Below are 13,959 nucleotides of genomic sequence, written 5' to 3'. Positions count from 1 at the left end.
TCTAATGCAATCCATCGTTACAGTGAATAGTGAAACTGAATTTTTATCGGAGGCGGTATTCGAACACTTCCTTGCGAGACACACCGAGTTGCCTGGTTGGCTCGTGAAACAAAAAGAAAAAAGCTGGGCAGAATACTTAGCCCTGCCAGCGCCAAGTAAAAATATGGAGAGCTGGCGCTTCGCCAACGTTAAGGGCTTAGGAGTTGAAGGATTTCGACTCGCACCTTCCCTGGAATCAAGTGAAACCCATTCACTAATCGAGGCATCCAAACGTATTGGAAGCACGGCGGGGAAACTGGTATTCGGAAATGACGACCTGGTTGACGAGGTGGCACTTTCGGCAGAGTTAAGCGAAAAGGGGGTCGTATTCGAACCGCTGGAACGAGCCTTCTCAAAGCACTCAGAAATCCTTGAAGAATTCTTCATGGCGCAAGAGTCCGCCTTGGGCTCTGAGAAGTTCACAGCTTTGCACACCGCGTTGAATCGGAACGGCACGTTGTTGTTTGTTCCTGAGAATGTTGAAGTCGCACTCCCTTTCGTAAGTTACCATTGGGCAAAAGGCAAAGAGTCCGCGGTCTTTCCCCATACACTGGTTATCGCTAAAGATAATAGTAAGGTAACCTTTGTCGATGTATACGGATCAGACGACAAAGACGCTGCACAACTAGCCTGCGGAGTCAGCACCTTGTATGCGGGTCCTGGTGCAAATGTGGAATATCACTACGTGCAAAACTGGAATGAGTCATCGCTGTCTTTCAACCGACTCACCACGATTACTCAGCGCGATGCGAACATTCGTGCCTTTGGAATAAACATTGGTAGTAAACACGCACGCAGTGAAGGACACACCATCATAGACGGTGCTGGAAGCAATGCAGAACTCTTCTCGATGACCGTTGCACACGATAGTCAGGAAATGGACCAGAGAACGCTGCAGTCACACAATGCACCCAACTCAAGGTCAAATTTACTCTTTAAAAACGCGCTCCAGGATAAATCTAAAACCATCTTTTCTGGTTTAATCAAAGTCGCTGAAGAAGCGCAGCAAACCGATGCGTACCAAACCAACCGCAATCTCCTGCTAAATTCATCCGCGGAAGCTAATTCACTACCTGGGCTTGAGATTCTTGCCAACGATGTGAAGTGTAGTCACGGAGCAACCACCGGGCAAATTGACGGAGAACAACTATTCTATCTGCTCGCCCGTGGCGTAAGTAAATCTACGGCTGAAAAGCTGTTGGTGTTTGGATTCTTCGAAGAGATTCTTGAACAGATAAAGAATGAGGAATTGGCCGACTATCACCGCCAACTCGTTCAACAGAAATTTGGAAACGCTTAGCAAAAACTATTCGCAGTATGGCTGAACAAATCGTAATTAATCGCGACGTAGAAGCACGGGTTATTCCTGAAGGAAATCTACTAACCATACCTTCAGGTACTTCGGTTACGATAACCCAACAATTAGGTGGTACCTTTACGGTAGTTTCTCAATTTGGCATGAGTCGTATTGCAGGAGCCGACGCAGATGCGCTCGGACTTGATATTCCTAACGAAGCTCAGGAAAATCCTGAAAAAATTGTGGAGGCCGCAGTTTTGCAGGAAAACTCCATTTGGGAACAATTGAAAACCGTCTATGATCCGGAGATACCTGTAAATATTGTAGATCTTGGGCTGGTTTATTCCTGCGATTCAATAGAGCAGAGTAATGGAACTCACCACGTCGATGTAAAGATGACCCTTACAGCTCCAGGCTGTGGAATGGGGCCTGTCATCGCAGACGACGCACGCAGCAAGATCATGTCTCTACCAGGCGTGGCAGAAGCAAATGTGGATATCGTTTGGGATCCGCCCTGGAATCAGGACATGATTACCGAAGAAGGAAGGATGATTCTGGGCCTGGTCTAAAAAACTTATTATGGGCCATAACCGGTTGGCTTATCCAAATCCGGGAAATCTGCCTACTAATTCAGGTTATTGTAGACCTTGAAGGAAATAAGCCACCCATTGAGACTCGAAAACCTGAAGAGGTTTGAGCTGTTAAAAGTGTTCATAGGCTTGAGTTTTTAGAAAACTGGTAAACCTTGGGTATCGAACTCTTAAATAAAGTCCAGATTCCACTGGAATTTTCGCAAATACCGGTTTTGATACCTACCTATGTCTGAAGAACAAGAATCAAAAAGTCCGACTCCATTAACGGAGATTGTGCAAAAGAAATTTTTAGAAGAGCGAAAGCTATTCCTATGGACCGACGTAAACGAAAAGTCCGCAAGGGAGGTAACCGAGAAATTACTTTTTCTTGAGTGGAGTGACCCGGGCAAGGAGATAACATTCTATATCAACACTCCTGGTGGCAGCATCACTGCGGGCATGGCGATCTATGACACAATGAAGTTGATAACTTCACCGGTTAAAGTGGTCGTAACAGCATTGGCTGCGAGTATGGGCTCCATTCTTCTTTGCGGTGCTCCCAAAGGCAGTCGCTTACTTTATCCTCATGCACGGGTTCTAATTCACCAACCCCTAATTCAGGGACGCTTTCAAGGACCAGCCGTTGACATCAACATTCAGGCTCAGGAAATGGAACGTACCCGAGAAGAGCTGAACAAGATTTTGGCAGAAGCTTCCGGACAAAGTCTTGAGAAAATAACTGAGGACACAGACCGAGATTTCTATATGAATGCTCAAGAGGCCATCGCCTACGGTCTTGCAGATGCAATCGTAGAAGGCGTTTAGTTATTCTTTTGCTTGGCGGAGTCTTCCGCAGGTTTGGTAAGCATTTCCAACTCCTTGTTCCAGCTCGAGAGCATCTCAGCTTGCTGATACTTTTCAGCGGACTGCACGCCTCGTTTGAGTAACTGCAATTTAAGCTGCCGCTTCGATTGGGTTCGCTTCAGTAAGTTTTCGAACAAGGCTTCCGCTTTCTTCGGGTGTCCAAGTTCAAAAAAGCCTTCTGCGATATCAAGCAGGATGCCCCAATTTCGAGTTTCGTCAGAGGAAGGTTGATTTATTGAACTTAGAAAATCGTAGGCCTTTTCACGATCATCCAATTCGAGGTAGTATTCATACAACCACAAACCAGTCGAGAAGTGTTGCGATTCTGCATGCTGGAAAAGAACCGCCTTATAAGCGGACTTGTCTCCGGCTTTACGGGCTTTATTCGCTGTTCTTAGAATATCGTATTCATTTTTGGGCGACATTTTAAGACCTAAGGGAGGTTGGTAAAGGGGGTCTCCTATAAACACACCCATCCAACTAAGACCGGCGATAGAATATAACGCAGCTTCACCGGTGGACATCCCTTTAAACAATGCATCCATAATTAGGTGAGGCTGGTGGGTCAGTCCTAAATATGGTTCCGAGGTATTGCCAAAAGTTGCAGTAACTCCTCGAGCCACAAACGGACCCAACCAGTATTTGCTTCCCGTCCTTATGGTCGAAGCAGAATAGCTATGGATATGCAGCGCGATAGCACCAACAGGGAATTTGAAATCATAATGCGTGAACGGCCCATCAATCGCGCTTGAATACCATCCAAAGTAGAATAGAGGTTCGTCAAATCGATCTACCAGGTTGAACCGTTCTTCTTCCCGGTTTGCTTCAACATCGTAACCGTTTGCGTTAAATTTATCAACCGTGTCTTCCAACCATTTATCTCCCGCCTCATGTGGTCCTTTGATATCTACGTAGGCTCTCCCAGCGATTCCCTCGCTCTCAGCCAAGATTGCATTATCGATCAAGGCAGTGGCTGATTCGTAGGATGGCCCATCCAAACGACCAATAACCAAAGGTTTTAGATCGAATAAATTTCTGGGTTCAGTACGGCTAAAAATCGGATTGGCGTAAAAGCCATCGATAGCAGCTTTTGGAAATGGCAACAGTGCTAATTCAGAATCGACGGAGGACCGGTTGGTATAAAATTGAAGTTTCTCTTTGGGATATGCGTCTTTGGCGGGGAGCCGGTCCGGATCATTTTGAATCCTGAGGGGCACGCCTATGCAAATCACCAATGCCTCAATTTTATGCGATTCAATTAAGGCGATTTGACGGCCCACCGCGTCTTTTCGTTTAGATCCGAAACCGTCCATCCAATTGGCCTCCAGCAGCCAGGTCATCAATGGATTATATAGTTTTTCTAAATATACATCCCAGGAAATATTCTCATCGGGTGGTAAATCCAGGTGAACGATATTCTCAATAGGCACATCCCGCTTGAGAGCATAATAGTAACCTAACTCTATTGATTCATGGTCGGAATGATTCACCAAAATCACCACGTTTTTCGGATCAATCGCTGCCCCCTGTAACCACCAGAAGCAGCAGGCTGTCAGAATCATACGAACCGCCTTCATACACTATGAAAGATTAATTTTGCGAGTTTGATTCCTGCCCAAACAGCCAACAAGCACACCACGAATGAAAGAAGGATATTGGAGAAGGCTCCCAAGAAATTTCCTCCCTCCAGTTGCTTGAAAGTTTGGAGACTAAATGTGGAGAAGGTTGTGAATCCGCCGCAAAAACCAATCACCACAAAACCGCGTGAATGTTCAGCCCAATCGGCAGTTATTGATTCATGACCGATGACCAGGCCGATGATTAGGCAGCCAGAGACATTCGCTAACAATGTAGCCCAAGGGAAATCGGACTTGATACTTATGGCAAACAAAGCGCGTAGAATCGACCCTATGGCACCTCCCAAACCAATCCAGAATAGTCCGATAAGGCTCATAGTCAGGCACCAGGATTTGAAATCCGTGATAGCGTTTTATGATAGGTAGTAATTCCTTGCATAACAGCTTCGGCCAATCGAGTGCGATAGCTTACCGTTTTTATCTTTTTAGCCTCTTCGAAGTTACTGAAAAATCCCCCTTCGACTAAAAATCCAGGGCATTGTAAATCGATCATCATAGAAAACCGGGCCTTTTTAAGCCCACGGTCAACACCGCCCAGGGTTTTGATCATTTGCCTCTGAACATAAAAACCTGACAACGTGCTCCAAGGATCGTCCCTATTTGCTGGAAAAGCTTTTCGGTCCTCGTCCACCAATCGGCTGCGAGCCGTGGAAGGCTGATTTTTAGGAGTGAAGGTATAAGTCTCAATTCCATGTACTGATCTCGACTCAACTGCGTTGAAGTGCAAACAGACAAAAAGATCGGCCTTCATTTTGCTGGCGAAAAGTGGCCGATTCCCATTTTCAACCGTCTGATCGGTTGTCCGGGTGAGATATACACGGTAACCTCGAGACTCGAGCAGCTGTTGAAGACGTTTTGAAAGATCAAGGGTCATATCCTTCTCGATCATCCCAAGGGCATTGTTTATGCAACCAGGATTTTTTCCCCCATGCCCTAGATCGATGACAATGGTTTTTAGGCTCGGGACATCGGTAAACACCTGCGGTGTGAGTAAGGGTTTTATGGCCTTATCGAAATCATGGGTGGATAGAAACAATCTACCCTGGTGTAGGGCTACCGCGTAGCCCAGGTAGATTTTGTAATTATTGAGCAACAATAAGCGACTGTCCTGTTTAAACCGAACTTTAGTCCATTGACTGGAAAATACTCCATCCTTCAGGTCATTTGAGAGCTGATATTTCATACCCAACGCACCGGCGACTTTAGCCAAGTCAACATAAGGAGTATTGTATAAAGTGAAATCGGGCCTGGTTGGTGGCGGATCTCCAAACGAGCTCAAAGAAAAAGATGCACACCCTGACAGGCCCAGTAGCCAATCTCGCCTACTTACCAAATGCCTAAACGTTGTATCCATAAATCAGGCTACAACCTCAGGAGACTATGCCTCCTCCTCTTTGGCTTCCTCAATTTTGTTGAACTTATATACTCGATCCTTTTCAGGTAACGGCGAAAGCATTGTGCTGATCATTCGTCCTGACAGTCGTGCCTCGGAATCTTGATGCCCCATATGCTTTAACTCGGTCACAGCACGATTGATCGCTGCAAAACCGAGGTCTTTATGCTCCATTTCCCGACCACGGAACATAAGGGATAATTTTACCTTGTTCCCTTTTCCGAGAAATTCCTCGGCATGCTTGATCTTGAACATAAAGTCATGCTCTTCAATACGAACGCGGAATTTTATTTCCTTAACCTTACCCGAAGAGGTTTTCTTTGTCTTACTCTCCTTCTCCTTCTTGGATAACTCGTATTGAAATTTTCCAAAGTCGAGGATACGGCAGACGGGAGGACGCGCGGAGGGAGAAATCTCTACCAGATCCAAGCCTACTTTCTTCGCAATTATTAGTGCTTCAGCAGGAGTCATGATACCGATTTGTTTGGAATCGGGACCGATTACCCGAATTTCTCGGGATCGAATTTTATCATTCTTACGAATTTTAGGAACATAGTTCCTTTTTGGACGAGAGCCTTTTCTTGGCATTAAGAGTAAACCTTGGTTAAATTAGGCAAGTGTTCGGCAACTGAGTGAACGCTTCGGAAACTTATAGACATATTCCTCCAATCAGCCATTAGCTGTTTTGGACGAGATTGTTTACGAATGCAGTTACCATATCTAGTTTCAATCAATCAGAGAATAATTGAGAGTTTGGGATTCAAGCACGTATAAATCGCGGTTTGCAAGCGCATTAAAGCCCCCTTCAAACACTAAAACTTTCGCCACAAGAGCAGCTGGATTTCGCATTCGGATTTTCGAACTTAAAGCCTCCAGCTACCAAAGCGTTCGAATAATTAAGAACCGTTCCCCGAAGATAAAGGGCGCTTTTTGAATCGACCACCACCTGAGCTCCTGAAGATTCGACCATTATATCTCCTCGCTTGAAAGAATCGACAAATTTCAACTTGTAGCTGAGTCCATTACAGCCGCCGCCAGAGATCTTAACACGCAGCATGCTGTTGTTGGAATCTCTGGTAATCAGTTCGTTGACTTTTTCAGCTGCAGTGTCGGTAAGTTTGACAAGTCTTTCATTACCCAGGCGTACGCCTTCTGGAAGAGTGGTATTCATTAAGATTAGGCACCAATGTACCTATTCCAGACCAGAATCAAGTGGAATAGGTAATAAATTCGGGTTCTTAATTTAATTTTCACTTTCGCCTTGGCCTAAAGTTGAAGAATTAAACGCCACTAATCGTCGAGCGACTTCCACAGCATGGGAGAAACTGGAAGAATGAGCAACTCCCTTACCTGCAATATTAAAACCGGTCCCATGGTCGGGGCTCGTTCGAATAAATGGTAGCCCCAAGGTCACATTAACAGCTTGGTCAAACTCTAGGGTTTTTATCGGAATGAGACCTTGGTCATGATAAAGAGCTACAACAACGTCAAACTCACCTTGGACAGCCCGCCAAAATAGAGAATCTGCGGGAAGCGCATTACTAACTCCTGGGTGCTTTTCGCGGAGGTCATCCAATAAAGGATCGATCCACTCCTGTTCTTCTAGGCCCAATAACCCCGCCTCGCCCGCATGCGGATTGAGGCCACAGACACCAATTCGAGGCTCCGAGCATCCGTAAGCTCTCGCCAAATGATCGGCGTGAGAAACCGCCCGGATTAGGCTTACAGGGCTCAATGCCTCAAAGACGTCATGCAATGCAACATGCCAGGTCGCCAATACAATTTTGAGTTTTTTCCCAACAAAACACATGCCAGGAACCCCACCCCATTGTGCCGCAAAATACTCGGTCTGCCCTGGATGATCGAAACCAGTATTTTTAAGGAGTTCCTTGCTGACGGGTCCAGTGACTGCTCCAGAACACTTACCTTGCGAACAACAAAGCGCAGCCTTCATTAAGGCATCTCTGGCAATAAGGCTTCCCTCACGATTAGGCTCGCCGGCTACCGCTTGATAATCGGCAAACCCAAGGCCACGACCAGAATAACCTAGTTTCCTGAGTGTTTCGACCCAAATTTCCGGCCCAAAAAATACAAAGCCCTTTCGATCGCCTTCAAAGGCTTTAGCCCACTCAAGTATCACTTCAGGGCCCACGCCCGCAGGGTCGCCACTGGTTATGGCCAACGGGAGTTTGGACAATTCACTACCTTCACTCATGATGCGTTGCTTATTTAAACAACTCCAATTGAGGTTTCCCGAGCATATCGTAGTTTTTCAATATCCGTAACACCTGCAAAATCTCAGATTTCTGGTAATTCCGATTAATTTCAATTTTGGCCAAAATATCCAGAAGCATGGATCGAAAGGAAATAATACCATCTACTCCTTTTTCCTGTAGCAATTGAATGCTTTGCTCACGGTAAGGATTTTCAGTAGGCAAGCCGGGTAGGACCAGAATTTTCATCAATTCGTCCCTGGGTTCCCCGTTTCGATTTTGACCCTTCGCCGAATCTTCGAAGAAAAGGTCACTCACCTTCTTTACTACTGTCTTTTCCAGGAATCTAAATATTTCGGGGCTACTTTTAAGCATGGCAGGGGTGAACCGCAAGGTATGCCACCCTTTCACCACTACGACAGCCTTATGAATGAATTTCAGCTCGCTGGGAAATAGCATAAAGTCCGGTTTTCTTGAATTCGGATCAAAGGATGGATTGTAAACAAGTAGGTCCACTTCTTCGTCCGTTGTCTTCTTGCGGGACTGAACTTGGTATTTGCGTAGCTGCCGAACAAGAAATCCATTCTGTTCGAAATACTCACGCACAATACTTTCATCTACGGATGACATACAAAATAGATACCTCAGGTTTCAGAAAAATTGCCATCTAAAAACAGCCTGCCCTTCGTATGAAGAATTCCCCTACTCTGCGGCTCCATACTTAAGAAGAATCTCCACCACAAGTTCAGTTTCTACCTCGGGGATGGTGTAAGCTTGACCTATACTTTTCATCCCCACAAAGCGCAAAGTGCCTCGATCCACTTTTTTGTCCCGCAGCATGGCCGCCAATAAGTCGTTTACCGCCAAAGGAGCTTCTAATTTTGTAGGCAGCGAATAGCGGCTAATTAACGTCTGAATGCGCTCAACATCCTGCTGGGACAAGTTTCCCAAGCGCAATGAAAGCTCACCAGCCATCACAAGGCCAATCGCAATGGCCTCGCCGTGCATGTACTCTCCGTATCCAGAAACATTCTCAATCGCATGACCGAATGTATGACCCAGGTTCAGCAACGCCCTTCCTTCCGAGGAAGCTTGCTCCTTTTCATCCGCTTGCACAACTGCAGCTTTTATCTCGCAGTTACGACGAATAATATCGGGAAGCTCCGGATGTTCAGCGTGCAACACATCCAGTTGTTCCAGTCTTTCGAACAACGACAGGTCATAAAGCATTCCGTGCTTGATGATCTCTGCCATGCCTGAATTAAAGTCACGCTTGGGAAGTGTAGTTAGGAAGCCAGTGCTAGAGTAAACACCTTGAGGCTGGAAAAATGCACCCACAAGATTTTTGCCAGCATTTATATTAATTCCGGTCTTACCTCCCACTGAACTGTCCACCATGGAAAGTAGGGTTGTGGGCACTTGGTAAAAATCGATTCCACGCAGATAACTAGCCGCCGCAAATCCTGCGAGATCACCAATCACTCCACCGCCAACAGCAAAAAGGCAGGACGAACGATCCAGTTTATGGTCGGCAAGAAAATCATAAATACGAGCCAGCTGCGAAATGCTCTTCGTGGTTTCCCCGGCTTCCAAAAGGAGGACAGGACCAAGCAATTTCATACTTGCAAGGAAAGTCGGTTGCATTTCACCAAAACCTGAATCAACGACAAAGGCGCATTTCCGTTTGTTTTCGGTCAAGGTCGAGGCTCTTTCCAAAACACCCGCCCCTGCCTCTGCACCAATCCAAATGGTGTAGCTTCGGTCGCCTAATTCGACGTCTACAGATGTTTCATGCCAGCTCATTCAGTCTCATCCTCCTGTAGACCAAAAACCGCTGAGACATAATTATCAATCGTGAAAGGTTGCAGGTCATCGGGTTGTTCGCCTAAACCAACGAAGTAAATGGGGATTTTTAGTTCACGGTAAATACCGACCAAAGCGCCCCCACGACTCGTTCCATCGAGCTTGGTTATGATAAGACCTGTCAGGTTGATAGCTTTATGGAATGTCCTTGCTTGCTCTATTGAATTGGAACCCAGGCTACCATCAACAACGAGCCAGCGGTGATGAGGAGCCGATTCATCTTTCTTTTTTAACACTCGGATTATTTTTTCCAACTCACCCATCAGGTGGCTCTTATTATGCAAACGGCCGGCCGTATCTAGAATCACCAGATCATGGTTACGACTTTCTGCGGCCTGATAGGCGTCAAAAGCGACCGACGCTGCATCAGCTCCGTGCTTACTTGAGATCAAATCGATTTCCAAACGATCGGACCAGGACTTGATCTGCTCGTTTGCAGCTGCTCTAAACGTGTCGCAGGCCGCCAACAAAACAGACCGACCGTCTCCTTTGTAGAGATGGCCCAACTTTGCGGTGGTGGTGGTTTTACCGGAACCATTGACTCCCAGAAGCATGATAACTTCACGGAGTGGAGTTTCGTCTGCAAACGTGCCTTCCGCACCTTCTAAAACTCGTCGAAGCACGCGAGCACCTATCTCAGCCGCATCCAGACCTCTCAGCTCTTTGTCTGATTTGAAAGTCGATTGGATTTCCTGAATGATTTCTTCAGTTGTCTCTACTCCAAAATCAGCACCGTAAAGAGCCTCCTCCAAAGCATCGATAGAATCAGGATCGAGCTTTTTCCTGCCGAAGATACCTCCAACAGCGCCAAATAAAGATTGGGTGGTCCGGGCAAAGCCCGACTTGAATTTCTTAAAAAGTCCAAACATGCGAAAACTACTCGATTACAGTTCTGTCGCTTCTCTCAAAGGGCGTTGAATGGTGCTCTTCATTTTGTCCAAAATGCCGTTGATGAAACGTTTTGAGTCCGGGCCTGAAAACTCTTTGCTCAGTTCTATCGCCTCATTGATCGAAACTATGGGCGGAATGTCCAATCGCTTTTGTAGCTCGAAGATTGCTAACCGGAGTATGGAAAGATCCATTTTAGCTATCCGGTCAAAATCCCAGTTTTCCGCATAAGTTTTAATTACCTCGTCCACCTCATCAAGATTCTCGAGGACGCCATGAATCAACTCCTCGGAGAAAGCATAATAATCACGCTCCCGGTCTTTGCCGGAAAAAAATAAGGACAATTGATCCACCAAATCATCCGGCGGATTCAAGCTACACGCATAGAGGAACTGCAAAGCAGCAATTCTGTTTTCGCGTCTTCTAGGCGTCTTGCTCATCTGCGGAAATATAGTGATTTTTCAACTTGGCCATCTCGAGAGCGGCCTCGCCAAATTCAAGGCCACGATTGATTTCTCCTTGGGTTCGTTCAATAGCTTGCTCCGGTGTATCAGCAACGACAATACCATTAATTACAGGTATCAATTCGTTTAACGTAATCATCTGCAGAGCATCGGATGCGCTCTGGGCAACCACTTCAAAGTGGACCGTTCCACCTCGAAGGAGAACTCCAAGCGCAATACAGCAGTCGAATTCACCCGTCCCGGCGAGAACTTGAATACCCCAGGGGACTTCGTTCGATCCCGGAACACGCATCACGCTTATATTCTCTTCTCGTACGCCGGATTCCCGGAGTTTCTTTAGCGTATTTTCCAATAATGCCTCTACGGCCTCAGGATTAAAGCGCGAGCAAACTACGCCAAAGGAAAATGGACTTCCATCGATAGGATCGTAATCAGGTTTATAAGTGCTCATCAATTCAAAGAAGTTAAAACGCGTTTAGGTCAGTGGCACTTGCTCAACAATTTCAAGATTGTAACCTTCGAGGGCTACAACTTTGCGTGTCGTACTGGACAACAATCGAATCTTTTTTAAACCAAGCGCTACCAGGATTTGAGCACCAATTCCAAAATCGCGGAATCCCATTCGCGAAGATCCCAATTTGCCTTGTTTGAAATCCATTCCTCCATGGGGTTGTTCCATGTAAAGAAGCACTCCGCTTTCCTCTTCTGAAAGTCGTTTAAAAGAAGCGGATAGATTCTTCAATCCATCGCCGCCTTCTTCACGAAAGACATCATCGAGTAGATTCTCGCTTTGAACACGCACTAAAGTTGGATTCCTTGAGATGGTTCCTTTTACAAACGCCATATGGTGCCGCTGATCCACCAGACTGCGGTAGACCACTAAATTGAACTCGCCGAATTCAGACTTGAATGGTCGCTCGGCTACCTTCTCCACCAACTTGTCCCGCTGATGACGATACTCGATCAAGGAAGCGATGGATATCAGGGGCATATTAAAACGCTTCTTAAACTTCACCAAATCGGGGAGTCGGGCCATAGTCCCGTCCTCATTGACCACTTCACAAAGGACACCCGCAGGAAACAAGCCAGCAAGAGCCGCCAGGTCTACGGCAGCTTCGGTATGACCACTACGCTCCAACACGCCGCCTGGACGAGACCTCAGTGGAAATACATGTCCTGGTTGCACAAAGTCATTTGAAGTACTTTGACCACTTGCCAACAATCGAATCGTTTCAGCCCGGTCGAAGGCACTTATTCCGGTTGTAATCCCCTCGGCCGCATCCACCGAAACGGTGTAGTCGGTACGGTAGGATTCACGGTTGTAAGGAACCATGGGATTAATCCCCAGACGCCTGAGTTGAGGTTCGGAACACGGGACACAAACGACGCCACTGCAGTAACGAATCATCATGTTTACCAACTCAGGAGTCGCCTTCTCGGCGGCGAAGATGAGATCTCCTTCGTTTTCGCGATCCTCATCGTCGGTAACAATAACTATTTTGCCAGCCGCAATGGCAGCAATAGCATCTTCCACCGGATCAAAGGAATCCTGTAAATTTTCGGACATAACAGTTTAAAAAGTGAGGACCAGACTCTTCACTAAATGTCTGTCTTGGCCAGTATAAACATTTAGAAGTTGTTTTCGAAAAAAGGCAGATCCATAACAAGCCTAAATCATGACCGGAGGCGACTTGACTAACCCAATTGCAGAAGACCAAAACACCATTTTTAAAGACCTGAGCGAACGCATTGGTGAAGACGCTTTAAAACGTCGCATGGCTAAACAAGCACAGCAAGAAAGCAAGCAGGTATTCCAGGGGAAGAATTTGTTTAATCCGGACAGGATACCTTTCTTTTTCGAAATCGTCCGATTTTGTCTTAGAATAACAGGATTGTACGACAAAGGCCGACGTCATTTTCTCGATGTGCGAATAGTCACCAATGAGATTTTTTTTGATAACTTACCGCCGGAATTAGATGGATTAAAATTACTGCAAATTTCGGATTTGCATCTCGATCTTGAGCCGGAATTGACGCCGGTCATTGTGAAACTTTTGGAAGGTGTAAGCTATGATGTCGCCGTGGTAACAGGTGATTATCGAGACGATACCAAAGGAAGCATTACCGACTGCTTAAAATACATGGAGCATATTTGCGGAGCTATGAAACAACCCGTTTATGGGATCCTGGGAAATCATGATCCCATCGAACTAGTGCCTGCCTTAGAAGAAATGGGGCTTCCAATGCTTATGAACGAAACGGTTATCTTCGAGAAAAATGGCGGGAAATTGTTTATCTCAGGTATCGATGATCCTCATTATTACGAAGGTGATGATTTTGAAAAACTGCGGGGAACCGTCCCTGAAGGAGCGTTTAGCATTCTGTTATCACATGCACCAGAGACGCATATACAAGCTGCGGAACTGGGATACGATTTTGTGTTAGCCGGTCATACCCACGGAGGACAGATTTGTTTGCCCGGGGGCATCATTGTAATTCATAATGGCGATTGCCCAAGCTACATGCTAGCGGGAAACTGGCGGTATAAATCCCTAAAAGGATACACCTCCCGCGGATCTGGAGGTTGTCGGCTACCTATACGCTTTTTTTGCCCTCCGGAAATAACGGTCCATATTCTTCGAAAAACGAAATAGCACTTAAGGTCTAGCAACGACCGCTTCCGGTAACCACGTGTCCAATACCGTTTTAAAGTCGGATTTTCGCACGGG

16 protein-coding genes are annotated in these 13,959 nt (G+C 46.2%); 4 read left to right on the top strand and 12 right to left on the bottom strand.

Annotation, left to right across the window (positions count from 1 at the left end; translation table 11 throughout):
- The first annotated feature begins 4 nt into the window (after nucleotides 1-4).
- From sufD to O3C43_09815, 3 genes are all read left to right on the top strand, one after another.
- Nucleotides 5-1,339: a Fe-S cluster assembly protein SufD gene (gene sufD / locus O3C43_09825; GenBank protein MDA1066789.1), complete on the top strand. Its 1,335-nt coding sequence runs from the start codon at nucleotides 5-7 to the stop codon at nucleotides 1,337-1,339.
- A gap of 17 nt (nucleotides 1,340-1,356) precedes the next feature.
- On the top strand, nucleotides 1,357-1,905 hold the full coding sequence (gene sufT, locus O3C43_09820; GenBank protein MDA1066788.1) for a putative Fe-S cluster assembly protein SufT: 549 nt from the start codon (nucleotides 1,357-1,359) through the stop codon (nucleotides 1,903-1,905).
- A gap of 249 nt (nucleotides 1,906-2,154) precedes the next feature.
- The gene (locus O3C43_09815) at nucleotides 2,155-2,733 is read left to right on the top strand and encodes an ATP-dependent Clp protease proteolytic subunit (protein MDA1066787.1); all 579 of its coding nucleotides are present in this window, start codon (nucleotides 2,155-2,157) and stop codon (nucleotides 2,731-2,733) included.
- Here O3C43_09815 and O3C43_09810 read toward each other — a convergent pair.
- The 12 genes from O3C43_09810 to ribB form a co-directional block, all read right to left on the bottom strand.
- The gene (locus tag O3C43_09810) at nucleotides 2,730-4,349 is read right to left on the bottom strand and encodes a TIGR03790 family protein (GenBank protein ID MDA1066786.1); all 1,620 of its coding nucleotides are present in this window, start codon (nucleotides 4,347-4,349) and stop codon (nucleotides 2,730-2,732) included. The two genes, O3C43_09815 and O3C43_09810, sit on opposite strands and share 4 nt — an antisense overlap.
- Nucleotides 4,346-4,726 (bottom strand): fluoride efflux transporter CrcB, encoded by a 381-nt coding sequence (gene crcB, locus O3C43_09805; GenBank protein MDA1066785.1) that lies wholly within the window; start codon nucleotides 4,724-4,726, stop codon nucleotides 4,346-4,348. Before crcB ends, O3C43_09810 begins: the two co-directional genes overlap by 4 nt.
- 2 nt (nucleotides 4,727-4,728) lie before the next feature.
- Nucleotides 4,729-5,763 carry an N-acetylmuramoyl-L-alanine amidase gene (locus O3C43_09800; protein MDA1066784.1) on the bottom strand — a complete coding sequence of 345 codons (1,035 nt, stop codon included), beginning with the start codon at nucleotides 5,761-5,763 and terminating at the stop codon, nucleotides 4,729-4,731.
- Nucleotides 5,764-5,787: 24 nt separating this feature from the next.
- Nucleotides 5,788-6,390, bottom strand: a complete 603-nt coding sequence (gene infC, locus O3C43_09795; GenBank protein ID MDA1066783.1) for a translation initiation factor IF-3 — start codon at nucleotides 6,388-6,390, stop codon at nucleotides 5,788-5,790.
- 217 nt (nucleotides 6,391-6,607) lie between these two features.
- Entirely contained in the window at nucleotides 6,608-6,973 is a 366-nt protein-coding gene (locus tag O3C43_09790) for an iron-sulfur cluster assembly accessory protein (protein MDA1066782.1), read from the bottom strand.
- A gap of 72 nt (nucleotides 6,974-7,045) precedes the next feature.
- On the bottom strand, nucleotides 7,046-8,017 hold the full coding sequence (gene pdxA / locus O3C43_09785) for a 4-hydroxythreonine-4-phosphate dehydrogenase PdxA (protein MDA1066781.1): 972 nt from the start codon (nucleotides 8,015-8,017) through the stop codon (nucleotides 7,046-7,048).
- Between the two features lie 10 nt (nucleotides 8,018-8,027).
- On the bottom strand, nucleotides 8,028-8,645 hold the full coding sequence (locus O3C43_09780) for a hypothetical protein (protein MDA1066780.1): 618 nt from the start codon (nucleotides 8,643-8,645) through the stop codon (nucleotides 8,028-8,030).
- Nucleotides 8,646-8,717: 72 nt separating this feature from the next.
- Entirely contained in the window at nucleotides 8,718-9,818 is a 1,101-nt protein-coding gene (aroB, locus tag O3C43_09775) for a 3-dehydroquinate synthase (protein MDA1066779.1), read from the bottom strand.
- The gene (ftsY, locus tag O3C43_09770; protein ID MDA1066778.1) at nucleotides 9,815-10,747 is read right to left on the bottom strand and encodes a signal recognition particle-docking protein FtsY; all 933 of its coding nucleotides are present in this window, start codon (nucleotides 10,745-10,747) and stop codon (nucleotides 9,815-9,817) included. Before ftsY ends, aroB begins: the two co-directional genes overlap by 4 nt.
- A gap of 15 nt (nucleotides 10,748-10,762) precedes the next feature.
- Entirely contained in the window at nucleotides 10,763-11,206 is a 444-nt protein-coding gene (gene nusB, locus O3C43_09765) for a transcription antitermination factor NusB (protein MDA1066777.1), read from the bottom strand.
- A complete protein-coding gene (gene ribH, locus O3C43_09760) occupies nucleotides 11,190-11,681 on the bottom strand; it encodes a 6,7-dimethyl-8-ribityllumazine synthase (GenBank protein MDA1066776.1) in 492 nt (163 codons plus the stop codon). The genes nusB and ribH overlap by 17 nt, the downstream gene beginning before the upstream one ends.
- Nucleotides 11,682-11,705: 24 nt before the next feature.
- A complete protein-coding gene (ribB, locus tag O3C43_09755; protein MDA1066775.1) occupies nucleotides 11,706-12,797 on the bottom strand; it encodes a 3,4-dihydroxy-2-butanone-4-phosphate synthase in 1,092 nt (363 codons plus the stop codon).
- Nucleotides 12,798-12,906: 109 nt separating this feature from the next.
- Here ribB and O3C43_09750 point away from each other — a divergent pair, with 109 nt between their 5' ends.
- Complete coding sequence (locus O3C43_09750) at nucleotides 12,907-13,884, top strand: metallophosphoesterase (protein ID MDA1066774.1); 978 nt, start codon at nucleotides 12,907-12,909, stop codon at nucleotides 13,882-13,884.
- Nucleotides 13,885-13,959 lie beyond the last annotated feature (75 nt).

Source organism: Verrucomicrobiota bacterium (assembly GCA_027622555.1).
GTDB lineage: Bacteria > Verrucomicrobiota > Verrucomicrobiia > Opitutales > UBA2995 > UBA2995.
The sequence above is the reverse complement of the archived record's forward strand: the minus strand, read 5'-3'. Positions and strand labels throughout refer to the sequence as shown.

What these genes read in the sequence shown, in the direction of transcription:
- sufD (MDA1066789.1), top strand. Translation starts at nt 5, where the DNA reads ATGCAATCCATCGTTACAGTGAATAGTGAAACTGAATTTTTATCGGAG.
- sufT (MDA1066788.1), top strand. Translation starts at nt 1,357, where the DNA reads ATGGCTGAACAAATCGTAATTAATCGCGACGTAGAAGCACGGGTTATT.
- O3C43_09815 (MDA1066787.1), top strand. Translation starts at nt 2,155, where the DNA reads ATGTCTGAAGAACAAGAATCAAAAAGTCCGACTCCATTAACGGAGATT.
- O3C43_09810 (MDA1066786.1), bottom strand. Translation starts at nt 4,349, where the DNA reads ATGAAGGCGGTTCGTATGATTCTGACAGCCTGCTGCTTCTGGTGGTTA.
- crcB (MDA1066785.1), bottom strand. Translation starts at nt 4,726, where the DNA reads ATGAGCCTTATCGGACTATTCTGGATTGGTTTGGGAGGTGCCATAGGG.
- O3C43_09800 (MDA1066784.1), bottom strand. Translation starts at nt 5,763, where the DNA reads ATGGATACAACGTTTAGGCATTTGGTAAGTAGGCGAGATTGGCTACTG.
- infC (MDA1066783.1), bottom strand. Translation starts at nt 6,390, where the DNA reads ATGCCAAGAAAAGGCTCTCGTCCAAAAAGGAACTATGTTCCTAAAATT.
- O3C43_09790 (MDA1066782.1), bottom strand. Translation starts at nt 6,973, where the DNA reads ATGAATACCACTCTTCCAGAAGGCGTACGCCTGGGTAATGAAAGACTT.
- pdxA (MDA1066781.1), bottom strand. Translation starts at nt 8,017, where the DNA reads ATGAGTGAAGGTAGTGAATTGTCCAAACTCCCGTTGGCCATAACCAGT.
- O3C43_09780 (MDA1066780.1), bottom strand. Translation starts at nt 8,645, where the DNA reads ATGTCATCCGTAGATGAAAGTATTGTGCGTGAGTATTTCGAACAGAAT.
- aroB (MDA1066779.1), bottom strand. Translation starts at nt 9,818, where the DNA reads ATGAGCTGGCATGAAACATCTGTAGACGTCGAATTAGGCGACCGAAGC.
- ftsY (MDA1066778.1), bottom strand. Translation starts at nt 10,747, where the DNA reads ATGTTTGGACTTTTTAAGAAATTCAAGTCGGGCTTTGCCCGGACCACC.
- nusB (MDA1066777.1), bottom strand. Translation starts at nt 11,206, where the DNA reads ATGAGCAAGACGCCTAGAAGACGCGAAAACAGAATTGCTGCTTTGCAG.
- ribH (MDA1066776.1), bottom strand. Translation starts at nt 11,681, where the DNA reads ATGAGCACTTATAAACCTGATTACGATCCTATCGATGGAAGTCCATTT.
- ribB (MDA1066775.1), bottom strand. Translation starts at nt 12,797, where the DNA reads ATGTCCGAAAATTTACAGGATTCCTTTGATCCGGTGGAAGATGCTATT.
- O3C43_09750 (MDA1066774.1), top strand. Translation starts at nt 12,907, where the DNA reads ATGACCGGAGGCGACTTGACTAACCCAATTGCAGAAGACCAAAACACC.